The sequence below is a fragment of the Bradyrhizobium sp. LjRoot220 genome, from assembly GCF_964252915.1.
GTDB lineage: Bacteria > Pseudomonadota > Alphaproteobacteria > Rhizobiales > Xanthobacteraceae > Bradyrhizobium.
Genome location: NZ_CAXUPS020000006.1, coordinates 323,831 through 349,508, shown reverse-complemented (window position 1 = coordinate 349,508; position 25,678 = coordinate 323,831). Strand labels below are relative to the sequence as shown.

20 protein-coding genes are annotated in these 25,678 nt (G+C 63.0%); 10 read left to right on the top strand and 10 right to left on the bottom strand.

Features of this window, described 5'->3' with window-relative positions:
• Window positions 1-355 precede the first annotated feature (355 nt).
• The 4 genes from ACSQ84_RS25015 to ACSQ84_RS25000 all read left to right on the top strand — a co-directional run bounded on the left by ACSQ84_RS25015 (window position 356) and on the right by ACSQ84_RS25000 (window position 5,992).
• Window positions 356-1,582, top strand: a complete 1,227-nt coding sequence (locus ACSQ84_RS25015; RefSeq protein ID WP_436214378.1) for an aminotransferase class I/II-fold pyridoxal phosphate-dependent enzyme — start codon at window positions 356-358, stop codon at window positions 1,580-1,582.
• A gap of 12 nt (window positions 1,583-1,594) precedes the next feature.
• Entirely contained in the window at window positions 1,595-4,045 is a 2,451-nt protein-coding gene (locus tag ACSQ84_RS25010; protein WP_436214377.1) for a DNA translocase FtsK, read from the top strand.
• A gap of 174 nt (window positions 4,046-4,219) precedes the next feature.
• Window positions 4,220-5,053 (top strand): outer membrane lipoprotein carrier protein LolA, encoded by an 834-nt coding sequence (locus ACSQ84_RS25005; protein WP_436214376.1) that lies wholly within the window; start codon window positions 4,220-4,222, stop codon window positions 5,051-5,053.
• Window positions 5,054-5,176: 123 nt separating this feature from the next.
• On the top strand, window positions 5,177-5,992 hold the full coding sequence (locus tag ACSQ84_RS25000) for an exodeoxyribonuclease III (protein ID WP_436214504.1): 816 nt from the start codon (window positions 5,177-5,179) through the stop codon (window positions 5,990-5,992).
• 110 nt (window positions 5,993-6,102) lie between these two features.
• Here the strand turns inward: ACSQ84_RS25000 and ACSQ84_RS24995 are convergent, their stop codons facing one another.
• Together ACSQ84_RS24995 and ACSQ84_RS24990 are read right to left on the bottom strand one after the other, a co-directional pair.
• Window positions 6,103-6,543: a Crp/Fnr family transcriptional regulator gene (locus ACSQ84_RS24995; protein WP_436214375.1), complete on the bottom strand. Its 441-nt coding sequence runs from the start codon at window positions 6,541-6,543 to the stop codon at window positions 6,103-6,105.
• Between the two features lie 48 nt (window positions 6,544-6,591).
• Entirely contained in the window at window positions 6,592-7,278 is a 687-nt protein-coding gene (locus ACSQ84_RS24990; RefSeq protein ID WP_436214374.1) for a response regulator transcription factor, read from the bottom strand.
• A gap of 270 nt (window positions 7,279-7,548) precedes the next feature.
• Between ACSQ84_RS24990 and ACSQ84_RS24985 the strand changes: the two genes are divergently transcribed.
• Complete coding sequence (locus ACSQ84_RS24985; protein WP_436214373.1) at window positions 7,549-8,118, top strand: L,D-transpeptidase family protein; 570 nt, start codon at window positions 7,549-7,551, stop codon at window positions 8,116-8,118.
• A 24-nt stretch (window positions 8,119-8,142) separates the two neighbouring features.
• A complete protein-coding gene (locus ACSQ84_RS24980; RefSeq protein ID WP_436214372.1) occupies window positions 8,143-8,928 on the top strand; it encodes a 2-keto-4-pentenoate hydratase in 786 nt (261 codons plus the stop codon).
• Between the two features lie 157 nt (window positions 8,929-9,085).
• Here the strand turns inward: ACSQ84_RS24980 and ACSQ84_RS24975 are convergent, their stop codons facing one another.
• On the bottom strand, window positions 9,086-9,775 hold the full coding sequence (locus ACSQ84_RS24975; protein WP_436214503.1) for a YggS family pyridoxal phosphate-dependent enzyme: 690 nt from the start codon (window positions 9,773-9,775) through the stop codon (window positions 9,086-9,088).
• 106 nt (window positions 9,776-9,881) lie between these two features.
• On the opposite strand from ACSQ84_RS24975, the gene ACSQ84_RS24970 reads away from it, so the two are divergent.
• Entirely contained in the window at window positions 9,882-11,573 is a 1,692-nt protein-coding gene (locus ACSQ84_RS24970; RefSeq protein WP_436214371.1) for a diguanylate cyclase domain-containing protein, read from the top strand.
• 213 nt (window positions 11,574-11,786) lie between these two features.
• Here the strand turns inward: ACSQ84_RS24970 and ACSQ84_RS24965 are convergent, their stop codons facing one another.
• Complete coding sequence (locus ACSQ84_RS24965) at window positions 11,787-12,776, bottom strand: GGDEF domain-containing protein (RefSeq protein ID WP_436214502.1); 990 nt, start codon at window positions 12,774-12,776, stop codon at window positions 11,787-11,789.
• A 287-nt stretch (window positions 12,777-13,063) separates the two neighbouring features.
• Between ACSQ84_RS24965 and leuS the strand changes: the two genes are divergently transcribed.
• The 3 genes from leuS to holA all read left to right on the top strand — a co-directional run bounded on the left by leuS (window position 13,064) and on the right by holA (window position 17,444).
• Window positions 13,064-15,703 carry a leucine--tRNA ligase gene (gene leuS / locus ACSQ84_RS24960; protein WP_436214370.1) on the top strand — a complete coding sequence of 880 codons (2,640 nt, stop codon included), beginning with the start codon at window positions 13,064-13,066 and terminating at the stop codon, window positions 15,701-15,703.
• Window positions 15,690-16,241, top strand: coding sequence for an LPS assembly lipoprotein LptE (lptE, locus tag ACSQ84_RS24955; RefSeq protein WP_436214369.1), 552 nt, complete (start codon window positions 15,690-15,692; stop codon window positions 16,239-16,241). Before leuS ends, lptE begins: the two co-directional genes overlap by 14 nt.
• Before the next feature lie 174 nt (window positions 16,242-16,415).
• The gene (gene holA, locus ACSQ84_RS24950) at window positions 16,416-17,444 is read left to right on the top strand and encodes a DNA polymerase III subunit delta (RefSeq protein ID WP_436214368.1); all 1,029 of its coding nucleotides are present in this window, start codon (window positions 16,416-16,418) and stop codon (window positions 17,442-17,444) included.
• Between the two features lie 150 nt (window positions 17,445-17,594).
• Here the strand turns inward: holA and ACSQ84_RS24945 are convergent, their stop codons facing one another.
• From ACSQ84_RS24945 to rho, 6 genes are all read right to left on the bottom strand, one after another.
• Window positions 17,595-18,476 (bottom strand): ParB/RepB/Spo0J family partition protein, encoded by an 882-nt coding sequence (locus ACSQ84_RS24945; protein WP_436214367.1) that lies wholly within the window; start codon window positions 18,474-18,476, stop codon window positions 17,595-17,597.
• Between the two features lie 145 nt (window positions 18,477-18,621).
• A complete protein-coding gene (locus ACSQ84_RS24940) occupies window positions 18,622-19,473 on the bottom strand; it encodes a ParA family protein (protein WP_436214366.1) in 852 nt (283 codons plus the stop codon).
• Window positions 19,460-20,128, bottom strand: a complete 669-nt coding sequence (rsmG, locus tag ACSQ84_RS24935) for a 16S rRNA (guanine(527)-N(7))-methyltransferase RsmG (RefSeq protein WP_436214365.1) — start codon at window positions 20,126-20,128, stop codon at window positions 19,460-19,462. Before rsmG ends, ACSQ84_RS24940 begins: the two co-directional genes overlap by 14 nt.
• A gap of 520 nt (window positions 20,129-20,648) precedes the next feature.
• Entirely contained in the window at window positions 20,649-22,532 is a 1,884-nt protein-coding gene (gene mnmG / locus ACSQ84_RS24930) for a tRNA uridine-5-carboxymethylaminomethyl(34) synthesis enzyme MnmG (protein ID WP_436214364.1), read from the bottom strand.
• 156 nt (window positions 22,533-22,688) lie between these two features.
• Window positions 22,689-24,020 carry a tRNA uridine-5-carboxymethylaminomethyl(34) synthesis GTPase MnmE gene (mnmE, locus tag ACSQ84_RS24925; RefSeq protein ID WP_436214363.1) on the bottom strand — a complete coding sequence of 444 codons (1,332 nt, stop codon included), beginning with the start codon at window positions 24,018-24,020 and terminating at the stop codon, window positions 22,689-22,691.
• A 323-nt stretch (window positions 24,021-24,343) separates the two neighbouring features.
• Window positions 24,344-25,609 carry a transcription termination factor Rho gene (gene rho / locus ACSQ84_RS24920; protein WP_074821153.1) on the bottom strand — a complete coding sequence of 422 codons (1,266 nt, stop codon included), beginning with the start codon at window positions 25,607-25,609 and terminating at the stop codon, window positions 24,344-24,346.
• Between the last annotated feature and the right edge of the window lie 69 nt (window positions 25,610-25,678).

Here is a 25,678-nt window from a genome sequence, read left to right as displayed (position 1 = left end):
AGCGCCACAAACTGGCCCGACGGGCGCGCCTTATTATGCGAGGCAAGGAATTTCCAGGCAAAGCTCGGGCGCAATGCGCCGCGAGAACGCATTTGCCTGTCATCGTCCGCGAAGGCGGACGATCCAGTATTCGAGAGACTTCAGTGATAGAATCGATGGGCCCCAGCGTACTGGATACCCGCCTTCGCGGGTATGACAGTCGCATCGTCGCCGAGCACAGCCAAAATCCACTCAAAATCGACGCTGGCGCCGATGGTTAATCGCGTCTTAACCTCGCCGTATCTATGGTGGTTTGATCCGTTCCCGGTCGATCCATCCGTCCCCGACCGCAATTGAAAGTGCTGGCGTTTCAGACATGGCAATGACCGCCTCTTCCGGCGTGGCGCAGGGCGCCGGCAGTGTCACCGCTGCCGGTCAGGCCGAGCGTTCGCCGTTTTTGCGGACGGCCGAGCTTTTGGCGCCCTATCAGCCCGGTAAGCCGTTGATTGCACTGTCATTAGGCGAACCGCAGCACCCGGTTCCGACCTTTGTCGGGCCGGTGCTGGCCAAGCATACCGCCGATTTCGGGCGCTACCCGATCGCCAAGGGCATCGAGCCGTTCCGCCGGGCGGTCGCGAACTGGCTCTCGGCCAGGTTCCAACTGCCGCGCGCCGTCGATCCCGAGAGCGAAGTGCTGGTGCTGAACGGCAGCCGCGAGGGATTGTTTTTCGCCGCGATCACGGCCGCGCGCTATGTCGGCCCGCGCAAGGGCAGGCCGGCGATCCTGATGCCCAATCCGTTCTATCCGGCCTATGGCGCCGGCGCGCGCGCCGCCAATTGCGAACCGATCTACCTGCCGACCACGCTCGCCAACGGCTTCCTGCCGGATCTCGATACGCTCGACGAGGCGACGCTGGCGCGCACCGTGGCGATGTTCATTGCCTCGCCGGCCAATCCGCAGGGCGCGGTCGCCTCGCGCGAGTACTTCACCCGTTTGACGCAACTCGCTGACCGATTCGGCTTCATGATCCTGAGCGACGAGTGCTATTCGGAAATCTACACCAGGCAGGCGCCGGGCAGTGTGCTGGAATGCGCCGGACCTGATTTCACCAACGTCGTCGCGTTCCAGTCGCTGTCGAAGCGTTCGAACCTGCCGGGCATGCGCGTCGGCTTTGCCGCCGGCGACAGGAAATTCCTCAGCGTGTTTCACGAGCTGCGCAATGTCGCGGCTCCGCAGGTGCCGGTGCCGCTGCAACACGTCGCGGTCGCCGCCTATAGCGACGAGGCGCATGTCGAGGAAAATCGCCGGCTCTACCGCATCAAGTTCGATCTCGCCGACCAGATCCTCGGCAGCCGCTACGGCTACGCCAGGCCCCCCGGCGGCTTTTGTGTCTGGCTCGATGTGTCGGACCGTGGCGGCGACGAGGCCGCAACGGTGCGACTCTACAGGGATGCGGGCGTGCGTGTGATCCCCGGAACTTATTTGTCGCGGCCGCAGAACGACGGCAGCAATCCCGGCGCCGGCTATATCCGCCTGGCGCTGGTATCGGACAGTGAATCAACGGCCGAGGCATTGCATCGGCTGGTCGAAACTTTGGCTTAATCGCAGGGCCCCATGAGCATGCCAGCGATCGAACGTGTCATTCCCCTGGTCGGCCATCTGCCGGCCTCGATCCGCGACGCGCTGGCGCGGCGCCTGCGAGAGGTCGCAGGCCTGTGCCTGATCGCGCTGTCCGGCGTCGCTGCCGCCGCGCTGATGACGTGGTCAGTGCAGGACCCGAGCCTCAGCCACGCGACCTCGCGCGCGATCCGCAATGTTCTCGGCTATCCCGGCGCGATCGGCGCCGATCTGCTGATGCAAATCCTCGGGCTCGGCGCCATCATGCTGATCCTGCCCGTCGCGGTGTGGGGTTGGCGCATGCTGACCCATCGCACCTTCGACCGCGAAGCGTTGCGGCTGGGCTGCTGGATCCTCTGCACGATCATTGCGGCAGGCTTTGCCAGCTGCTGGCCGCATGGCGGCGCCTGGCCGCTGCCGACCGGGCTTGGCGGCGTCGTTGGCGATGCGCTGGTGCGCGCGCCGGCCGTGATATTCGGCCCCGCCGGTTTCATCTATCGGCTGGTGCTAGGTCTGATCCTGTTTGCCGCGATGTCCGCCTCCTTCCTGTTTGCGAGCGGCTGGGGGTCGCGTCCGCGCGACGACGAAGAGCTGACGCCGATCGAGGATGATGACGTGCCGTTCGTCGAAGAGGACGATCGCAGCTCGGTGTCGCTCGGCTGGGTCTATCATGCCGTGATGAGCGCGAAGGCGCGGCTCGGCTGGCTGCTGAGCACCGCCTATCGTTCGCTGGTCGCCAGCGCGCCACAACCCCGCGCCGCCTCGTTCGAACGGCAGGAGCCCAGTCTCGGCGGCCGCCAGGCGCCATCGCTGGCGCCGCAGGCGGACGAAGACTACGGCCACGAGGAAGAGGAAGAAGACGAGGAAGAAGAAGCGCCGGTCGCCCGCGCCCCGCGCAAGAAGGCCGCGCCAAAGGCATCGCCACGCAAATCCTCCGACAAGTTCGAACTGCCGTCGGTCTCGGTGCTGACCGCGCCGAAGGCGTCCGATCGCCAGCCGCTCAGCAAGAGCGAGCTCGAGGCCAATTCGCGCGCGCTGGAAGGCGTGCTCGGCGACTTCGGCGTCCGCGGCGAAATCGTCAAGGCCAATCCGGGTCCGGTGGTGACGCTGTACGAACTGGAACCCGCGCCCGGCATCAAATCCTCGCGCGTCATCGGCCTTGCCGACGATATCGCCCGCTCGATGAGCGCGCTGTCGGCGCGCGTCGCCGTGGTTGCCGGCCGCAACGCCATCGGCATCGAATTGCCGAACGCGCATCGCGAAAAGGTCTATTTGCGCGAACTGCTTGCGCTGAAGGACGACTCGCACGCCAAGCTGCCGCTCTGCCTCGGCAAGAATATCGGCGGCGAATCCATCATCATCGACCTCGCGCGTACGCCGCACATGCTGATTGCCGGCACCACCGGCTCCGGCAAGTCGGTCGCCATCAACACCATGATCCTCAGCCTGGTCTACCGGCTGCGGCCGGATCAGTGCCGGCTGATCATGGTCGATCCCAAAATGCTCGAACTGTCCGTCTATGACGGCATCCCGCATCTGCTGACCCCCGTCGTGACCGACCCCAAGAAGGCCGTGGTCGCACTGAAATGGGCGGTGCGCGAGATGGAAGAGCGCTACAAGAAAATGTCCAAGCTCGGCGTCCGTAATATCGACGGCTACAACCAGCGCCTGCTGGAAGCCAAGGGCAAGGGCGAGGAAATCTCGCGCACCGTGCACACCGGCTTCGACAAGGAAACCGGCAAGGCGATCTACGAGGAAGAAAAGCTCGACCTCGAGCAGCTGCCCTACATCGTCATCATCGTCGACGAAATGGCCGACCTGATGATGGTCGCCGGCAAGGACATCGAAGGCGCGGTGCAGCGGCTGGCGCAGATGGCGCGCGCGGCCGGCTTGCACGTGATCCTCGCCACGCAGCGGCCGTCGGTCGACGTCATCACCGGCACCATCAAGGCGAACTTCCCGACCCGTATTTCGTTTCAGGTCACCTCGAAGATCGACAGCCGCACCATCCTCGGCGAAATGGGTGCCGAGCAACTGCTCGGCCAGGGCGACATGCTCTACATGGCCGGCGGCGGACGTATCAGCCGCGTGCACGGACCGTTCGTCTCCGACGAGGAAGTCGAAAAGGTGGTGCGCCATCTCAAGACGCAGGGCCAGCCGGAATATCTGGAAGCGGTCACCGCGGAGGAGCCGACCGACGAGGACGGCGCGGTATTCGATTCCACCGGCATGGGCGGCGACGGCGGCGGCGATTTGTTCTCGCAGGCGGTGGCGATCGTCAAGCGCGACCGCAAGGCCTCGACCTCCTACATTCAACGCCGGCTGCAAATCGGCTACAACCGCGCCGCCTCATTGATGGAGCGCATGGAACTCGAAGGCATCGTCGGCCAGGCCAACCACGCCGGCAAACGCGAAATTCTGGTCGAGGAGGAAGAGGGCCGTTTCTGAACCGATTTCGCGTGAAGCCCAGGCGTCAAACAAGAGCCACAGCTGACGAATTTAATTTAGCGTAATAATTCTCACGGAAAAACGATATCTCCCTGGTCCGAAAGCACGATAGAACCACCGGCAGCGGCAAGCCTCCCTAAGTCACCCGCGTTGAATAGAGATTCGAAATATCTGATGACACAGCACTTTATCCATCGCGGCACCCGTTACGGACTGGCGCTCGTGATCGCCGTCGCCGGTGCGGCGACATCAGGCTTTTCGCAGAATGTGCCGATTCCCAAGCCCGCACCCAAGGCCCGCGACGGTGGCGTACAGTTGAGCGCGCAGGATGTGCAAAGGGGTCCGCCGACGACAGGGGCGACCCAGGCAGCACCGAAGGCAGGGACGACCCAGGCGCCGCCGAACCCGGTGATTCCCGATCCGAACCGTAATGTGCCTGCCAATATATTCGCCACCTTCGATGCCAACCAGAAGGCGCAGGCCGCCAGGGTGAGCTCGTATCTGTCGTCGCTGCAGACGCTGGTCGGGAATTTCGTCCAGGTCGGGCCGGACGGCAGCAAGACCAAGGGCGACTTCGTGATCCAGAAACCGGGCAAGGTGCGCTTCGAATATGACGCGCCGAGCCAGATCGCGATCGTCGCCGACGGATCCTCGCTCGCCGTGCGCGACAAGAAGCTCGCGACCCAGGACATCTATCCGCTGTCGCAAACCCCGCTGCGGTTCCTGCTGTCGGACCGAATCGACCTGCTGAAGGACACCAACGTCGTTAGCGTCACCGCCGATGACGTCTTCATCAGCGTCACCATCGAGGAGAAGCAGGCGCTGATCGGCACCAGCCGGTTGATGCTGATGGTCGGCACCAAGGACGGCCAGCTCAAACAATGGACCGTGACCGACCCGCAGGGCTACGACACCACGGTCGCGGTCTATAATCTCGATACCTCGAAGAAGGTCGATCCCGGCCTGTTCAAGATCGATTTCACTAATTATTCCGTCCCGCCCGGCTAGTGGTGCGCAGGGTAGGCAAAGGCGCGTTTGGCGCCGCGCCCACCACTTTCATGCAGAAGAAAGACGTGGATGGCCGGGACAAGCCCGGCCATGACGGAGAGGAAAGACTGCTACACCGTTCGCATGCGTTTTTCCCTGACCACGTGGAATATCAACTCGGTGCGCCTGCGCATCGACATCGTCGCCAAATTCCTCAAATCGGTGCGGCCGGACGTGCTCTGCCTGCAGGAAACCAAATGCATCGACGACGCCTTTCCGCTGAAGCGCTTCAAGCGCCTCGGCTACGAGCATGTCGCGCTCAATGGTCAGAAGGGCTATCACGGCGTCGCCATCGTCTCGAAGCTGCCGTTCGAGACCACGGATATCCGCACGTTCTGCGACAAGATCGATTCGCGGCACATCTCGGTGGCTTTCGGCGAAAAAGCCCAGCTCGCCAAGCCGCTGGTGCTGCATAATTTCTATGTGCCCGCCGGCGGGGATATTCCCGATCCGGCGCTCAATCCGAAATTCGATCACAAGCTGCAATTTCTCGACGAGCTGAAAGCCTGCGAGCCGCTGCATCCGCGCGGCGACGACCGGCACATCCTGGTCGGCGACCTCAACGTCGCGCCGCACGAGAACGACGTGTGGTCGCACAAGCAGCTCTTGAAGGTGGTCTCGCACACCCCGATCGAATGCGAGAAGCTGCTGGCAGCGCAGACCCATGGCGAATGGTTCGACGTCGCTCGGATGCGCATTCCACTGTCGGAGAAGGTCTATACGTGGTGGAGCTATCGCGCCGCCGACTGGACCGTCGGCGACCGCGGCCGCCGGCTCGACCACATCTGGGTTTCGCGCGCGCTGAAGGACGGCGTCAGCGATTTCCGCATCACCCGCGATGCCCGCGGCTGGGAGCGGCCGTCGGATCACGTGCCGGTCACGGTGACGCTGGAGGTGTGAGGTCAGAGCGTTTTCGAGCGAAGTGGGTGCCGGTTCGCGTAGCAATCAAGTTTACGCAGATTGCGTAGACTTATCTGCGATAGAAAACGCGTCAAACAATAATCCAGAGATCAGGTGCTGAGCTTGGCGCCGGCCATCAGGATATCGCTGGCCAGCTGGCTGGTGCGGGTGGCGAGTTCGTCGCGCAGCGCCCGCGCCGCGGCCGGGTCGCTTTCGAGCACGCGCTGAAACAGGCTGCGCGCCACACGGATCACGGTGGAGTTTTCGATCGCAATCGCGCTCGACGGCCGCTTCATCGCCACGATCAACGCGAGCTCGCCGATCAGGGCGCCGGGGCCCGCGATGATTTCGGCGCCGCCGTCCTCGATCCGGAACGCGCCGCGCTGCACGATATAGCCGGCATCCGCCTCGTCGCCGGCGTTGAACAACTGGTCGCCGCGGCCGAATTCGCGCTGCTCCGAGCCGATCGCCAGCATGCGCAGCGCCGTCGTCCCCAACAGGCGCAGTGTCGGGACGCGCTCGAGCAGGGCTACATCATCTTCGATCGACATACGGAACCGGTGATGCCCAAGGAGGTACGATTCGTGGGCCGAATCGTATCACGGCACCAGCTTGTAGCCACCGGCTTCCGTCACCAGGATCTCCGGATTGGCCGCGTCTTTTTCGATCTTCTGCCTGAGGCGGTAGATGTGGGTTTCCAGGGTGTGGGTGGTGACGCCGGAATTATAGCCCCAGACTTCCTGCAACAGCGTCTCGCGCGAGACCGGCATCTGGCCGGCGCGGTACAGGAAGCGCAGAATCGCGGTTTCCTTCTCGGTCAGCCGCACCTTTCGGGCGTTGGCGCCGGTCAGCATCTTGGAACCGGGGCGGAAGCTGTAGGGGCCGACGGAGAACACCGCGTCCTCGCTGGCCTCGTGCTGGCGCAGTTGCGCCCGGATCCGGGCCAGCAGCACCGCGAAGCGGAACGGCTTTGCCACGTAGTCATTGGCGCCGGATTCGAGGCCCAAAATGGTATCCGAATCGGTGTCATGGCCGGTCAGCATGATGATCGGCGCCTTGAAGCCGCCCTTGCGCAGGGAGCGGACCACTTCCCGGCCGTCGGTATCGGGCAGTCCGACATCCATCAGCACGAGATCGGGGGAATTGGCCTTGGCGGCGCTGGCGCCCTTGGCGCCGGTATCGACCGCAGAGGCCTCGAACTCCTCATGCAGCGACAATTGCTCGACCAGGGTATCGCGCAGATCGGTATCGTCATCCACGATCAGGATCTTGCGGGCAGTGGCCATAGGTACGATCCTCTTGAGGCAGGCGGCGGACACAAGCGGAAAGCGTCTCAAGCCGGTCTTGGTCGAATGGGTCGATGATGAGCCTGGTTCGCAGGCGAACCGCGGCCATCGGGGGAGTTGTCCGGAATCAGGTAGGAAGATTGTTACAATTTCACAAGGCGAACCGCAGTGTATCCCATATTCGGGGGGCTGTTGGATGAATGTCCTGTAATGCGCGTCAAATAGAGCAATTGCGGCCGGGGAGGCAACCCCAGGATTCGGGCGTTTGGCATGGGAAACACCAATTTTTCAATCACTTATGGGACAGAAGCGCGTGATCGGCCGCTCTCGGCGGTCAGGGTTCACCGCGCCGCCGGCGACCCGCGCCGGGGCTGGCTAACGGCGGACGGCTGGAGCGTGCCGGTGGCACTTGGCCGCGGCGGCATCCTCGCCAACAAGCGCGAAGGCGATGGCGGCACCCCGCGGGGCATCTATCAGCCATTGCAACTATGGTGGCGCGCCGACCGCCACACCCGCCCCCAAACCTTTCTGCCGGTCCGGCCGATCCGGCCCGAGGACGGCTGGTGCGAGGAACCGAAGGACCGCCACTACAACCAGCCGATACGGCTCGCCCGCGACCAGGCCGGCGACCGCCTCACCCGCGACGATCACCTCTACGACTTCATCGTCGAGATCGATCACAACAGCGGCCCACGCATCGCCGGCCGCGGCAGCGCCGTGTTCCTGCATCTGGCGCGCGCCAATTTCTCCGCGACAGCAGGCTGCGTTTCGATGACGAAATCTGCGATGCTGCGCTTGTTGCGGCGGATGGGGCCACAAACCAAAATTATTATCGGATGAACTTCATTTCGGGATTCGGGGATTATGCTGGACAGACATCAGATTGCGTCTGCGTCGCAGACGTTGCACGACCATTGGCGCGCCGGCACCAAGCTTGACGCGATCGAGGCCTCGCTGCGGCCACAGGACCGCATCGAGGCGTATGCGATCCAGGCCGCGATCGAACGATTTTCGACGACCCACCTGTTCGGCTGGAAGATCGCCGCCACCAGCGAGGCCGGGCAGAAACACATCAATGTCGAGGGTCCGATGGCCGGACGCATTCTCGCCGAGACCGTGATTGCCGACGGCGGCACGGCGTCGATGGCCGGCAACGAGATGCGCGTTGCCGAGCCGGAATTCGCGTTTCGCATGCGGACGGATTTGCCGTCGCGATCGACGCCCTACACCGTGAGCCAGGTGCTCGATGCCGTCGACACGCTGCATCCGGCGATCGAGATTCCGGATTCGCGCTTTTCGGATTTCGTCAGCGCCGGCGACGCCCAGATCATCGCCGACAACGCCTGCGCGCATCTGTTCGTGCTCGGCCCGGCCACGACGGCGGACTGGCGCACGCGCGATCTGGTCGAGGAACGGCCTGTCACCACGCTGCGGGGCCAACAATTCATCGGTCACGGCAAGAACGTGCTGGGCGATCCCCGGCTGGCGCTGACCTGGCTCGCCAACGAATTGCGCCAGCTCGGCGTGACACTAAAGGCGGGCCGTGTCGTCACCACAGGCACCTGCCATCCGCCGCTGCCGATCAAGGCCGGCGATTTCTGTGCGGTTGATTTCGGTGTGCTCGGGAAAGTGTCGGTGCGGTTCGAGTAGGCGGCCGCTCCACACTCGGTGTCGTCCCGGCCTTGAGCCGGGACCCATAGCCACCGCTATTCATTGCTTACGAAGAGGATCAACTCCGACCGTGCACAACCGAGAAGCCGGGGCGTATGGGTCCGGGCTCGCGCTTCGCTTGGCCGGGACGACAAAATTACCGATGCCCGAAAATCGCCGAGCCGACGCGGATATGCGTGGCGCCGAACTGGATCGCGATCGCAAAATCGGCGCTCATGCCCATCGATAGATTCTTCAGACCGTTGCGCGCGGCGATCTTGGCAGTCAGTGCGAAATGCGGCGCCGGCGCCTCGTTGACCGGCGGAATGCACATCAATCCCGAAATCGAAAGCCCATACTTCTCCCGGCAGCCCGCAATGAACGCATCGGCCTCGGCGGGTGCGACGCCGGCTTTCTGCGGCTCCTCGCCGGTGTTGAGCTGGACGAACAATTCCGGCTGTTTTTTCTGGGAATTGATTTCCTTGGCTAACGATTCGCAAATGCTCGGGCGGTCGACCGAGTGAATGGCGTCGAACAGCGCGACGGCCTCTTTCGCCTTGTTGGATTGCAGCGGCCCGATCAGATGCAGCACCAGCCCCTGGTAAGCGGACATTAACCCAGGCCATTTCGCCTTGGCTTCCTGCACGCGATTCTCGCCGAATACGCGCTGTCCGGCATCGATAATGGGTGAAATCGCCGGCGCGTCGAACGTCTTGGACACCGCGATCAATTGTACCGTCGCACGATCACGGCGCGCTTCCTTGCAGGCGCGCGCGATGTCCTGCTCCACCGCGGCAAGACCGCTCGGTAAATGTTCTGTTAGCAAGGTGGTTGTCGGAGGCGTCATGTCGATCACAGCTCGTAAATTTGCGGGATTTCCTTGAATTTTACCAAGTTCGGGAAAGGCTTTTTGAACCCTTCGCTTTACCCTGTCACGCGGGGTGGGCAGAAGGATGTCTGGCGTTACTTTCAACCGCAACAGGGTGAAACTCAAGAAGCTTCTGGGAATCCGCACGCGGCTGGCGCTGCTGGCGTTGATCCTGGTGGCACCCTTGATGCTGGAACGCGTTCGTTCGCTCGAACATACCCGTTCCAGACAAATCGCCCTTGCCACCGAAGAATTCCTCAACATCGCCCAGCACAGCGCCGATACCCAGCGCGAAGTGGTGTCCTCCGTCGAGACGATGCTGAAATCGGCGGCCTACATCCGCGCCTCCAGCGGCATCGGGCGTAGTTGCGAAATCCTGCGCGCCAGCCTGCCGAGCAACCTGCCCTGGATCCGCAGCATCATGATCGCTTCCAGGGACGGCCTGGTGCAGTGCTCGACCTTGAACGTTCAGGTCGGACTGCAGATCGGCGACCGCGAATATTTCAAGAAGGCGCAGTCAAGTCGCGACTTCGTCTTCAGCGATTATCTGTTCGGCAGGACAAACGGCCGGCCGATGATGATGGCAGCCTATCCGGTGTCTGCCATCAATCCCGAGGAAGATGCGGTCGTCGTTGCCGGCATCAATATCGACTGGTTGTCGAAGATCATGACCAATCTCGGCGGGCGGCCGGGAATTTCGTCGCTGCTGGTCGACAGCGCCGGCGTCGTCCTCGCCGCGCCCGCCGATCGGACCAGCATGATCGGCAAGCCGCTGGATTCCGTGCCGCTGATGGCCGCGGCCGCGGAGAGGGCCTTGAGTTCCGACGCACCGACCGGCTCGCTTTCGTTCACCGCCTCCGACGGCTCGAATCGCACGATCAGTTTCTCCCGCATTTCCGGCACGCAATCCCGCCTGATCGTCAGCATCGACGAAACCAAGGTGACGGAAGCGATCAATCGCGAGATCCGCACCGCCTATCTTCAATTGGGATTCGTCTGCCTGTTCGTGCTGCTGGGCGCGCTGATCGGCGCGGAAAAGCTGATCATCAACCCGATCGAGGTGATGACCGGCATGGCCAAGCGGTTCGGTGAGGGCGACTGGTCGGCGCGCGTCGCGCGCAACAAGCTGCCTTCGGAATTCATGCCGCTGGCGCGCGCCTTCAACGCGATGGCCGCCCAGCTCAGCCAGCGCGAGCGCGAACTCGTCGCCACCAACGATCGCCTCACCGTGATGGCGTCGATCGACATGCTGTCGGGCCTTGGCAACCGCCGCGGCTTCCAGAGCCGTCTGGATTTCGAGTGGATGAAGGCGCTGCAATACAACAGCGAGTTGTCGCTGCTGATGATCGATGTCGATCACTTCAAGCTCTATAACGACACCTATGGCCACCCCGAAGGCGACGCCTGCCTTACCAGGCTTGGCGAAGCGCTGGCCGGTATCGCCGCCGACTCCATGGGCTTTGCCGGCCGCTACGGCGGCGAGGAATTCTGCCTGCTGTTGCCGAACACCGACTCGCTGAAGGCGCTGGCGATCGGCGAAATGGTGCGCGTGGCAGTTCAGGACCTCGGAATACCCCACCACGCCAGCAACCATCAGATCGTCACCGTGAGCATCGGCGTCGCCGGCACGCTGCCGAATGATATGCAGCGCCCGGGCGACCTGATCGAGGCGGCCGATGCCGCCCTCTACGCCGCCAAGCATCGCGGCCGCAATACCGTGGTCGAGCATGGTTTTGCGCTGATCGTGGATGAGGCCGGGATGGCGCTGGCGGGGTAAGCCGCGTGTCCCGGACGCAACCAGCGCCTCCACCGGCTCGTTCACGCGCGTCGGCGACGCGCCACGGCCGGTGGAGCGCAGGGCCCGGTCACAAAAATCGCGAAAACAACCCCATGCAAAGATAGCATGAGCCTGAATTCGCAGCAGTTTTTCTGTTTGGGCCTGGGCGCGCAAAGGATCCGGCGTCACGGCCCAACCTGATCTCGTCCCGCTCTAGCCCGTCGCCTGCTGCTCAGGCTCGAGATCGGTCTCGGTGACGACACGGTTGCGCCCGGTCTTCTTGGCCTGATAGAGCGCGCGGTCGCAGCGCTCGATCAGATCGGCCATCGATTCGCCGCCCTGAAATTGCGCCACCCCGAGGGAAATGGTGATGCCGGGAAGCGCTTCTCCGGTCGAGCGGCGGGAGATGTGGCACTCCGCAACCAAACGCCGGATGCGTTCCGCAATCGCGGTAGCCGTTGTCAGCCCCGCGTTGGGCAGGATGACGATCAGCTCCTCGCCGCCGTATCGCGCCGGCAGATCGATGTCCCGCACGCCGTCGCGCAGCACCTTCGCCATCAGGCGAAGCACCTGGTCGCCGACCCCGTGGCCGAACTCGTCGTTGAAGCGCTTGAAGTGATCGATATCGATCAGCAAGGCGCTGAGGGGATCGTCCTGTTCCATCGCGGCGACCTGGGCCTTGCGAAAGAACTCCTCCAGCGCCCGGCGGTTCGGCAGGCCGGTCAGGGTGTCCGTCTTGGCCCGCTCCTCGGACTTGACCAGGGAATCGCGGATCGTCGCCAGTTCGCGGGATTTCTCGACAAAGCCGACTTCGAGCTTGGTGGCACGCGTCGTCGCCTTGGCGAGTTCGCCCATCAGGCTCTCGATCAGCTGCTTGGGGTCGACGCCGGCCTCGGTCTGCTCGGTGACGTCGTTGATGGCGGCCATCTGTGTGCGGTTGTCGGCGATCGCCGTGGTCAGGAACTGCTTGGCCGACGCCATCACCGAATGCAGTTGCTGAGAGACATCATAGGCCACCGCGTCGTCGGAGGCTTTGGACCCCATATAGCTGTCGTAAATTTCGCGATTGGTGTGGGCGTCGAATTTGCGCTTGTTGCCGATCAGGATATCGATCGCCCGCTTCAGCACCGGCGGCGAGCCAAGCGTATAATTGAACCAGACCTGGAAATTGTTCGGCGTCGGCGGCACGCACTGCTCGGCCATCGACTGCATCGCCTTTTCAGCAATGGACGTCGCGTACTCGAAATCCAGCTCGTCGAACGCCGCCGTCACGCTATTTGGTTCCCAGCCCTATGATTTGATGGTCTTTTTCGCAGGCAGATTCCCATGAATTCGTTAAACCCGCCTCAACCGATCCGGATACATGGGCTTTCCGCCCGCTATCGGAGGCTCGGCCAATACGCTCCAACCCGTTGACCCCGCAGTCGATTCTGTGGCCTAGTCCGCCGTCCCTCAGCGGCCGAAAAACCCCGTAAGAACCACGCGATTCCATGACCTCCGAACGCTACAACGCCCGTGACTCCGAGCCGCGCTGGCAACGCCAGTGGGACCAGAAGGCGATCTTCGCCTCCAAAAACGACGATTCCCGGCCGAAATATTACGTCCTCGAGATGTTCCCCTACCCGTCCGGGCGCATCCATATCGGGCATGTCCGCAACTACACGCTGGGCGACGTGCTGGCACGGTTCATGCGCGCCAAGGGCTTCAACGTGCTGCACCCGATGGGCTGGGATGCGTTCGGGCTGCCGGCCGAGAACGCCGCGATCGAGCGCAAGGTCGCGCCCAAGGCATGGACCTACGACAACATCGCCGCGATGCGGAAGCAGTTGCAGTCGATCGGGCTGTCACTGGACTGGTCACGCGAATTCGCGACCTGCGATCCCTCCTATTACAGGCACCAGCAGAAGCTGTTTCTGGATTTTCTGGCTGCGGGTCTGGCCGAACGCGAGAAGCGCAAGATCAACTGGGATCCGGTCGACATGACCGTGCTCGCCAACGAGCAGGTGATCGACGGCCGCGGCTGGCGCTCCGGTGCCGTGGTCGAGCAGCGCGAAATGAACCAGTGGGTCTTCAAGATCACGAAGTACTCGCAGGAACTGCTGGACGCCTTGGACGGGCTGGACCGCTGGCCCGACAAGGTGCGGCTGATGCAGCGCAACTGGATCGGCCGCTCCGAAGGTCTGCTGGTGCGCTTCGCGCTCGATCCCACAACCCTGCCTGAAGGTTCGACGCCGGCCGGTGAGTCCGAGCTGAAGATTTTCACGACGCGGCCTGACACGCTGTTCGGCGCCAGGTTCATGGCGATCGCGGCCGACCACCCGCTGGCGACAGCGGCGGCGGCGAAGAACCCGAAACTCGCGGAGTTCATCGCCGAGGTCAAACGCATCGGCACCGCGCAGGAAATCATCGACACCGCCGAAAAGCAGGGTTTTGATACCGGCATCCGCGCGCTACATCCGTTCGACCCGGACTGGAAGCTGCCGGTCTATGTCGCCAACTTCGTGCTGATGGAATACGGCACCGGCGCCATCTTCGGCTGCCCCGCGCACGACCAGCGCGACCTCGACTTCGTGAATAAATACGCGCTCGGCAACACGCCCGTCGTGTGCCCCGAGGGCCAGGACCCGAACAGCTTTGTCATCACCGACACCGCCTATGACGGTGACGGCCGCATGATCAATTCCCGCTTCCTCGATGGGATGACCATCGAGCAGGCCAAGGAAGAGGTGGCAAAGCGGCTCGAAGGTGAACTGCGCGGCAACCTGCCGGTCGGCGAGCGGCAAGTAAATTTCCGCCTGCGCGACTGGGGCATTTCGCGCCAGCGCTATTGGGGCTGCCCGATCCCGGTGATCCATTGTCCGAAATGCGACGTGGTGCCGGTGCCCGACAGCGACCTGCCGGTGGTGCTGCCGGAGGACGTCACGTTCGACAAGCCCGGCAATGCGCTCGACCACCATCCGACCTGGAAGCACGTCACCTGCCCGAAATGCGGCGGCAAGGCGCAGCGCGAAACCGACACCATGGACACGTTTGTCGACTCGTCCTGGTACTTCGCGCGCTTCACCGATCCCTGGAACGAGAAAGCGCCGACCACACCCGACGTGGTCAATCGCATGCTGCCAATCGACCAGTATATCGGCGGCGTCGAACACGCGATCCTGCATCTGTTGTACAGCCGCTTCTTCACCCGCGCGATGAAGGCGACCGGCCACATCGGCATGGACGAGCCGTTCGCCGGCATGTTCACGCAGGGCATGGTGGTGCATGAGACCTACCAGAAGGCCGACGGCTCTTTCGTCACGCCCGCCGAAGTGAAGGTCGAGACCGGCGGTAATGGCAAGCGCGCCCTGCTGCTGACGACGGGTGAAGAGATCGCGATCGGCGCGATCGAGAAGATGTCGAAGTCGAAGAAGAACACCGTCGACCCCGACGACATTATCGCGACCTATGGCGCCGACGTCGCGCGCTGGTTCATGCTGTCGGACTCGCCGCCCGACCGCGACGTGATCTGGAGCGACGAGCGCGTGCAGGGCGCCTCTCGCTTCGTGCAGCGGCTGTGGCGGCTGGTCAACGAATCGGCTGAAATCGCCAAAGCGGCGCCGGCCGCCCGGCCGGCCTCGTTCAGCGACGACGCGCTGGCCTTACGCAAGGCGGCCCATGGCGCGCTGGACAAGGTGTCGAACGGCATCGAGCGGCTGCATTTCAACGTCTGCCTCGCCCATATCCGCGAATTCACCAATGCGCTGGCCGAGGTGCTCGGGCGCGAGGGACAGCCGGCGCCGGATCTGGCCTGGTCGGTCCGCGAGGCTGCGATCATCCTCGTTCAACTGTTCGCGCCCATGATGCCCCATTTGGCCGAGGAGTGCTGGACGGTATTGGGACAATCCGGGCTGATTTCGGAGGCCAATTGGCCCCAAATCGAACGCGATTTGCTGGTTGAAGACACGGTGACGCTGGTGGTTCAGGTCAACGGCAAAAAACGGGGTGATGTAACCGTGCCACGGGGCGCCCAAAATCCGGAAATTGAGGCTGCCGTTTTGGCCCTTGATGCGGTAAAACTAGCGCTGGGCGGCAAGGTCGTCCGCAAGGTGATCGTTGTGCCCATGAGGATCGTGAATGTCGTTGGCTAGGACCCGGATCGCCGCTCGGCTGCTGGCCGTCGCCGCTCTGGCGGCGCTGACGGCCGGCTGTTTTCAGCCGATGTATGCCGAACGCGCCGACGGCTCGCCCGCCCTGCGCGAAAAGCTGATGGGCGTGGAAGTCCCGCCGGTCGACAAGAACAACGCCTCCCGCGAGGCCCGCATCCAGGTCGAAATCCGCAACGCGTTGGCGTTCAAGCTTTATGGCAATGCGACCGGCATGCCACCGACCCATCGGCTGGTGCTGCGGTTCTCCACCACCCGCTCGTCGCTGATGCTCGATCCGAACACTGCGCTGCCGTCGAGCGAGAATTACGGCATCGACGCGCAGTACAATCTGATTGATCTGGCTACCAACAAGTCCGTGCTGACGGGCTCGACCTTCTCCCGCGTGTCCTACGACATCCCGGGCCAGATGCAGCGTTTCGCCCGCGCCCGCGCCTTCCGCGACGCCGAGGACCGTTCCGCCAACGAGATCGCGGAGAATATCCAGACCCGGCTGGCGTCGTTCTTCGTCGCCGGCAGCTGATCGCACCATACGCTCGACGTCATCCTGAGGTGCGCGCACTTGCGCGCCTCGAAGGATCGCCGCATCATCGCCCGTAATCATCCTTCGAGGCTCGCCGAAGAGGCTCGCACCTCCTGCGATAACGGCGTAAGCCGTTACGCAGGGATGACGCAATTCGGATGGATACAAACTTCGATGGTCGCGCTTCGCGGAAAAGAAATCGACGCGTTTCTCGCCCGGCCCGATTCCGGCCGTCCCATCATCCTGCTGTACGGCCCCGACGCCGGCCTGGTGCGTGAGCGCGCCGATGCGTTGCTGGCGTCCGCGGTCGACGATCCCAACGATCCGTTCTCGATGGTGCGGCTGGACGGCGACGAACTGTCCGCCGAGCCGTCGCGGCTGGTCGATGAAGCGATGACGGTGCCGCTGTTCGGCGGCCGCCGCGCCATCCGCGTGCGTGCCGGCTCGCGCAGTTTTGCCGGCGGTATCGACACGCTGGCGGAGATACCGTTGAAGGATTGCCGCATCGTGATCGAGGCCGGCGAGTTGCGGCCGGAATCGCCGCTGCGCAAGGCCTGCGAACGCGCGAAGACCGCGGTCGCGATCGCCTGCTATCCCGACACCGAGCGCGATCTCGCCAAACTGATCGACGACGAATTGCGGCCTTCCAGCCTGCGGATCGCGCCCGACGCCCGCGCGGTGTTGACCGCCCTGCTCGGCGGCGACCGCCAGGCCTCGCGCAACGAATTGCGCAAGCTGGCGCTCTACGCCCACGGCAAGGGCGAGGTCTCGATCGACGATGTGATGGCGGTTGTCGCCGACGCGTCCGAGCTGAAGCTCGATCCGATCGTCGACGGCGCGTTTGCGGGAAAACCTGATCTGGTCGAAAGCGAATTCGCCAAAGCGATGATCGCCGGCACCTATCCCGGCGTGATCATTTCGGCAGCGCAGCGCCAGGCCGCATGGCTGCACAAATCGGCGCTCGCGGTGGCCGACGGCACGCCGGTTTCGACCTTGCTGGAGAGCGGCTATCCGCGGCTGCATTTTTCGCGCAAGGGCGCGGTTGAAGTCGCGTTGCGAAATTTCAGTGCCCCGCGGCTTGCCACGATTATCGAGCAGCTCGCAACCGCCGCCCTCGACATGCGCAAACAGGCCACGCTGGCCGCAGCGATCGGGCAACGCGCGCTGCTGTCGATCGCGGTGAATGCGAAGCGGCGGGGATAAATCTCACGTCGTCCCTGCGAACGCAGGGACCCATACGCCGCGGCCTTCGTTGTTTGACATGAAGGATAGCAACCAGCGTACAAACCAATGACTGCTGGTGGCTATGGGTCCCTGCGTTCGCAGGGACGACAAAAAATTTTAACGCGACGTTCACCCCCCCTTCGCCAGCCGCCGCATCACTTCATCGAGCTGTTCGAGGTTGCGGTAGCTGATCTGGACGGTGCCGCCGGGATCGCGGTGGTTGACGGTCACGGCAAGACCCAACGCGTCGCTAACGCGTTTCTCCAGTGCGAGCGTATCGGGGTCCTTGGTCTTGCCGCCGCTGCGGGCCTTCTGCGGCTTGCGCTCCGGCACGCCTTCGTCGTGCGCCAGCGCTTCGGCCTGGCGGACGTTGAGGCCTTCGGCGACGATGCGCTTTGCGGCCGTGAGTGGATCCGGCACGCCAATCAGTGCACGCGCATGCCCGGCCGACAATTCGCCCTTGGCGATATAGGCCTGCACTTCTGACGGCAGCTTGGTCAGTCGCATCATGTTGGCGACGTGGCTGCGACTCTTGCCGACAATCTTGGCGATGTCTTCCTGGCTGTGTTTGAATTCGTCCGCGAGCGCGTGATAGCCCTGCGCCTCTTCCATCGCGTTGAGGTCTTCGCGCTGCACGTTCTCGATGATCATGATCTCGAGCGCGTCGCTGTCGCTGACGTCGACCGGCACGATCGGCACTTCATGCAGGCCGGCCAGCTGCGAGGCCCGCCAGCGCCGTTCACCGGCGATGATCTCGTAGCGATCAGCTACGCCCTTGACCGGACGCACCACGATCGGCTGGATCACGCCATGCTGTTTGACCGAAGCAGCTAACTCGCCGAGTTCGGCATCGGCAAAGGTCCGGCGCGGGTTGCGCGGATTGGGTTTTAAAAATTCGATCGGCACCTTGCGCTGATTGCGCGGGCGTTCGACATGAGCGGCCTCGCCGCCGACATCGCCGATCAGACTTGCAAGACCGCGGCCCAGTCGCGAACGCGCTTCGTCGGCCATCGCCAGCTCCCTTGGATTCACGCAACATACTCCGGAAATCAGAAACTGTTTTTCTTGTAGGATGGGTAGAGCGCAGCGAAACCCATCATCTCGATCGCGTGCCGCGATGGGTTTCGCTGCGCTCTACCCATCCTACGAATCAATGCTAATGCGTCCTGAGCTCGCGCTCGCGCTGGATCACTTCGGTGGCGAGCTTGAGATACGCATCGCTGCCGACGCATTTGAGATCGTAAACCAGGACCGGCTTGCCGTAGGACGGCGCCTCTGAAATGCGCACGTTGCGTGGGATCATGGTGTTGTAGACCTTGGCGCCCATGAACTGCCGGACGTCGGCGACGACCTGGTTCGACAAATTGTTGCGCGAGTCGAACATGGTCAGCACGATACCGTGGATCGACAGATTGGGATTCAGCGTCGAGCGCACCTGCTCTACTGTCTGCAGCAATTGCGACAGACCTTCGAGCGCGAAGAACTCGCATTGCAGCGGCACCAGGATCGCGTCGGAGGCGGCCATCGCATTGACGGTGAGAAGGTTGAGCGACGGCGGGCAGTCGATCAGCACATAGGTGTAATCGGATTCGGGCGCCGCGTTGTTATTCAGCGCGGCGATGGCGTCGCGCAGCCGGAAGGCGCGGCCGGGCGTCGATCCCAGCTCCAGCTCGAGACCCGATAAATCCATGGTGGAAGCCGCGATATGCAGACGGGGGACGGCGGTCACAACCACGGCCTCGCGCAGCGGGGCTTCGCCGATCAGCACGTCATAGGTCGAGCAGTTGCGGCTGCGGCGATCGATGCCGAGGCCGGTGGAGGCGTTGCCCTGGGGATCGAGGTCGACGATCAACACGCGCTCGCCAATCGCAGCGAGTGCCGTGCCAAGATTGATCGCGGTAGTAGTTTTGCCGACGCCGCCCTTCTGGTTGGCGAGCGACAATATGCGCGGATGGCCTGCCGGAGCAGGCGCCTTATCCTCTTGATATGTTTGATCAATCACGGTCATGCCCGGTGCCCATCGCGGAAGCGTTGCGTCGCTCGATGCGGTCGAGTTCGACGATCCAGCCATGTCCGCCCGTGCGGCTGGAGTGGAGTTGCGGCCTAATATTCCAATATTTAGTGGCTTCGGTCAATTCAGCCTCTACATCTTGGCCCTTGAGAAATAACGCTTTTGCGCCCTTTCCGACCAGCGGTTCCGCGAAACCGATGAGCTGATGTAACGGAGCCAGCGCCCGCGCAGTGACGCAATCGACGGGACCGGTGATTCTATCCACGATATCCCCGATGTCAGCGAGATGCACGGTCCCGGCCGCCGATGTCACACGAATGGCTTCGCGCAGGAACGCGGCTTTCTTGGCGTTGCGTTCGACCAACTGGATATTGGCGCCCGGCGTTTCCGCCAAAGCACAAGCCAGCACCACCCCCGGAAAACCGCCGCCGCTGCCGAGATCGACCCACCTCGTTGCCGTTGGGGCCAGGCTGAGAAGTTGCAGCGAGTCGGAGATGTGGCGGGTCCAGAGATTTGGAAGCGTCGACGGCGCGACGAGGTTGGTCTTGGCCTGCCATTCCCGGAGCAGCTCGACATAGCGATCCAGCCGGGCCTCTGTTTCACGTGAAACGGGGGTGAGGGCGAGGGCGGCGGCTTTGTCGGAGGTCATCATCGATCGCGGTTGTTGGGGCACCTGACCGATTCGCCAAGGATGCCGGTCGGCGCTAAAGTTGTCACTGCGAGCGGAGCGAAGCAATCCATGGCTCGCATCGCGGTTGGACTATCCTTCGATTGGAAAATCCGGGGAGGTGTCCAAACTAGAAACGAACGCTTCCGTTCAGGTAGATGAGTAGGGTTCTCCTCGACCAGGGATGTTGGGATCGTCTCCTGAAAGTGACTGAGCTCCTCTCCTCGGTCATTGACCTATCTACAGGCGTGGTAACTCCCTTCGCGAGGGTTTAGATGACCGAAGTCGTCTTGGAGGCAGTCTGCCACCTTCTCGCGATGCTGTTGGAACTCGGCCTCGGTCTGCCACCGCTCCGGCCAAGGCCGGGCAAGCCGAGTGTCCCCCAAGTCCTCCCAAAAAGACTGTCTTAAGTCTGAATGACGAGTGTCCATTAAGACAACATCTGCGGCAGCGCGTTCGCGCGACTCGTTGGCTCGCAATGACGCCCCGTTTCACGTGAAACGTTTTAGGCCGTCGCCTTCGAAGTCTTCCGCCGGGCTTCGCGCCGCAGATAGGCCGCCAGGATACCGAGCGCGGCCGGGGTCAAACCATCCAGCCGACCCGCCTGCCCCACCGTGCGCGGCCGCGCCGCCTCAAGCTTGGAGCGGGCCTCATTGGAAAGACCCGGCACGTCAGAATAATCGATATCGGTGAGGACCAGACCTTCGTCACGCCGGAAGGCGTCAACATCGGCGGTCTGGCGCTTGAGATAGACGTCGTATTTGGCGTCGATCTCGAGGTGGACGGCGATCGATGGGTCGATGGCTGACAACTCCGGCCAGATTCCCTGCAGCGCGGTCCACTCGATCTCCGGATAGGCGAGGAGCTCAAACGCCGAGCGGCGGTGACCGTCCCGGTTGAGCGCCAGGCCGTGTTTGCCGGCCTCATTCGGGGTGATCGTGAGAGACTTCGCCAACAACTTCGCAGCCTCCAGCGCGGCCATCTTGGCCCCGTGGCGCAGCGACCGCGCCTGCCCTACGCAGCCCAGTGCGATCCCCTTATCGGTCAGGCGCTGGTCGGCATTGTCGGCTCGCAGGGTTAGACGATACTCCGCCCGCGAGGTGAACATGCGATAGGGTTCGGTGATGCCCCGGGTTACGAGATCGTCGATCATCACGCCGAGATAGCCGTCAGCGCGGTCGAAAACGACCGGCGCAGCGTCGCTGGCGGACAGTGCCGCATTGAGACCCGCAACAATTCCTTGTGCGGCCGCCTCTTCATACCCCGTGGTGCCGTTGATCTGCCCGGCCAGGAATAGTCCCGGCAGCCGCTTGGCCTGCAACGTCGGCTCCAACTCCCTGGGGTCGACATGATCGTATTCGATGGCGTAGCCGGGCCGGACCATCTTGACCCGCTCGAGACCTGGAATGGTCTCGAGGATGGCGAGCTGAACCTCCTCCGGCAGCGAGGTCGAAATGCCGTTGGGATAGACGGTCGGGTCTTCCAGGCCCTCCGGCTCCAGGAAGATCTGATGGCCGTCGCGGTCGCCGAAGCGGACGATCTTGTCTTCGATCGAGGGGCAATAGCGCGGACCGCTGCTCTTGATCTGGCCGGAATACATCGGCGAGCGGTGCACGTTGGCCCGGATCACGTCGTGGGTCGCCGGCGTCGTCCGGGTGATCCCGCACTGGATCTGTGGCGTCGTAATCCGATCAGTCATGACCGAGAACGGCTCCGGCGGTTCGTCGCCGGGCTGCATTTCGACCGCCGACCAGTCGATGGTGGTGCCATCGAGCCGCGGCGGCGTACCCGTCTTGAGACGGCCAAGCGTAAAGCCGGCGCGTTCGAACGAAGCTGAAAGCCCCATCGCCGGCGCCTCGCCGACCCGACCCGCAGGCCAGTTTTTTTCGCCCAAATGGATGAGCCCACGTAGGAAGGTCCCGGTGGTGATGACGACGGCGCCGCAAGCGAGTTCGCGGCCGTCACCGAGACGAATCCCGGTGACGCGGCCGTTTTGGACAATCAGGTCGTCCGCCTCACCCTCGACCACGCTGAGATTGACGGTCTCGGTAATGGCCGCCTGCATCGCCGCGGCGTACAGCTTGCGGTCCGCCTGGGCGCGCGGTCCACGGACGGCCGGACCTTTGCGGCGGTTCAGCATCCGGAATTGAATGCCGCCGGCATCGGCAACCCGGCCCATCAAACCGTCCAGGGCATCGACCTCGCGAACCAGATGGCCCTTGCCCAAGCCGCCGATGGCGGGATTGCAAGACATGGCGCCGACAGTCGCAAAGCTGTGGGTGACCAGCGCGGTCTTCGCGCCCATCCGGGCAGCTGCGCTCGCAGCTTCGCAGCCGGCATGGCCGCCGCCGATGACGATGACGTCGAAGGAATTTTGGCGCGAAAGCATGGCGGACTTCTATCGCGGAGTCGGAAATCTCGGAAGCGGAGAATTTGACCACAATGGTTGTTTCACGTGAAACAGCGGTTCCACTGATCCATCGGAAACCGTTTCACGTGAAACAATTTGCCGAAGATATGAACCAAGAACTAAAGTAAAGAAATATTACTTTCCTACACAGAATTCCCGGAAGATCACGTCAAGAATATCCTCGACGTCGACACGCCCCAGCAGGCGCCCAAGGTGATGCGCGGCGACACGCAGTTCTTCGGCTGCCAGCTCCTCCCCGTCCCCGACCACATCAATACTGCGCCGCAACGCGGCCGCCGCTTGTTGCAGCAACTGCCGCTGCCGGGTCCGGCTGATCAACCCGCCCTCGCTGGCCCCGAAATAATCCTGCGCGAATTGGACCAGGGCCGCGATCAATTCGGGAAGTCCCTCACCACTCCTGGCCGAAATCGCAAAGGTCGCGCCGCCCGGACCGTCGGCCATTGGCCGATCAGTCGGATCAAGATCGATCTTGTTGCGCAGCCGCCAGACCGGTGCGCTACCGTCGTGACCCATTCTCGCGTCCGGGCCGTCGGCGAGCCACAGCACCAAATCCGCTTCCGCTGCGCGGGCCCGTGCACGCCGCACACCCTCCTGCTCCACGGGGTCGTCGGTCTCGCGAATGCCGGCGGTGTCGATCACCGTCACCGGATAGCCGTCGAGATCGAGCTGCACCTCAATGACGTCGCGCGTGGTGCCGGCATGCGGCGATACGATCGCAACCTCGCGCCGCGCCAGTTGATTCATCAGAGTCGACTTGCCGACATTCGGCGGGCCGGCGATCGCCACCACGAGGCCGTCGCGCAGGCGTTCGCTTTGGCCCTGTGCCGCAAGGACTTCTTCGATTTCGTCTCGGAGCGTTTTGATCTTTGCCAGCGCCGGCGCGATTAATTCCGCGGGCACGTCGCCTTCGTCCGAAAAATCGATGCCGGCCTCGATCAGCGCGGAGGCCTCGATGATTCGTGCGCGCCAATCGCGCGCCTTGTCGCCGAGCAGGCCCTTCAATTGACGCAGCGCCCGGCGGCGTTGCCGATCGGTGTCGGCGTGAATGAGATCGTCGAGACCCTCGGCCTCGGTGAGATCGAGCTTGCCGTTCTCGAACGCCCGCCTGGTGAATTCACCAGGCTCGGCGGGCCGCATATTTTCCTGGGCAGCCAGCGCCGCAAATATCGCGGCCAGCACCGCCCGGCCACCGTGAACATGAAATTCGGCGACGTCCTCGCCGGTGGCGCTGGCCGGTCCGGGAAACCAGAGCACCACGGAATCGTCCAATGGCTGACCGCTGGCGTCCCGCAGCAGCATCCGGGTCGCCGCCCGCGCCGGCGGGATCTTGCCGCCCAAGGCGGTCAGCGCCGGGCCGGCTCCCGGACCCGACACCCGCACAACGGCGATGGCGCTGGGCGCGCGGCCCGACGACAGCGCAAAAATGGTCTGATCCCGCGGATACATTCGCTTACTTGTGCAGGCGAACTCGGAAAGGCAATGCAATTTGCGCTTACGAGCCAACACCCGATCTGGGTTGAACGACCTACCGAGGGCGAGCCTGCTGCAGCAATTGTGCAGAAAATTTGCTGCGAAATCCCACGGATCAGCCGTCTTTTCCGCTCGCCCGCTATAATATCAAAGCAATATCAGATACTTGATAAATCTCGACGCCTGGGCCAACCCCTGACCTATGCTGCAGCTTGCTGCAACAATTGCTGCAGCATAACGGCCACGCAAAAGGCGCCCCGCCTGCACGAGGCGCCCTTCCCTAAACCCGGCCTGACGGATCAGGTGTTCATCGAATCGAAGAATTCCGAGTTGTTCTTGGTGTTGCGGAGCTTGTCGAGCAGGAAGTCGATCGCATCCATGGTGCCCATCGGATTGAGGATCCGGCGCAGCACGTACATTTTCTTGAGCAGCTGCGGATCGGTGATGAGCTCTTCCTTGCGGGTACCTGAGCGCGAGATGTCGATCGCCGGGAAGGTCCGCTTGTCCGAGACCTTGCGGTCCAGGATCAGTTCGGAGTTACCGGTGCCCTTGAATTCTTCGAAGATGACTTCGTCCATTCGGCTGCCGGTATCGACCAGCGCGGTCGCGATGATCGTGAGCGAACCGCCCTCCTCGATGTTACGCGCGGCGCCGAAGAACCGCTTTGGCCGCTGCAGCGCGTTGGCATCGACACCGCCGGTCAACACCTTGCCGGAGGACGGCACCACGGTGTTGTAGGCGCGGCCCAGGCGCGTGATCGAGTCGAGCAGGATCACCACGTCGCGACCGTGTTCGACCAGCCGCTTGGCCTTTTCGATCACCATCTCGGCGACCTGGACGTGACGCACCGCCGGCTCGTCGAAGGTCGATGACACCACCTCGCCCTTCACCGAGCGCTGCATGTCCGTGACTTCTTCCGGACGTTCGTCGATCAGAAGCACGATCAGATAGCATTCCGGATGATTGGCGGTGATCGAGTGTGCGATGTTCTGCATCAGCACCGTTTTGCCGGTGCGCGGCGGCGCCACGATGAGGGCGCGCTGGCCTTTTCCGATCGGGGCGACGATGTCGATAACCCTTGCAGAAAGGTCTTTTCGCGTCGGATCCTCGAGTTCGAGGCGGAAGCGCTGGTCCGGAAACAGCGGCGTCAGATTGTCGAAATTGACCTTGTGTTTTGACTTCTCGGGATCTTCGAAGTTGAGCGTATTGACCTTCAGAAGGGCAAAGTACCGTTCGCCCTCCTTCGGACTGCGGATATGGCCTTCGATGGTGTCGCCGGTGCGAAGCCCGAAGCGGCGGATCTGCGAGGGCGAGACGTAGATGTCGTCCGGGCCCGGCAGGTAATTGGCGTCGGGCGAGCGCAAAAAGCCGAAACCGTCGGAGAGCACCTCAACGACGCCCTCACCGATAATGTCGGTTTCCTGGATCGCGAGCTGCTTGAGAATAGCGAACATCAGCTCCTGCTTGCGCATGGTGCTGGCATTTTCGACCCCGTTCTCTTCCGCGAACGAGACGAGCTCGGCCGGCGTTTTTGCTTTGAGGTCTTGGAGTTTCATTTCCCGCATTGGGGTGGTCCTGTGGAGAATAACTAGAGGAGGGGTGCTAGGCTTTTAGGAAAAGCGGACACGAAAAAC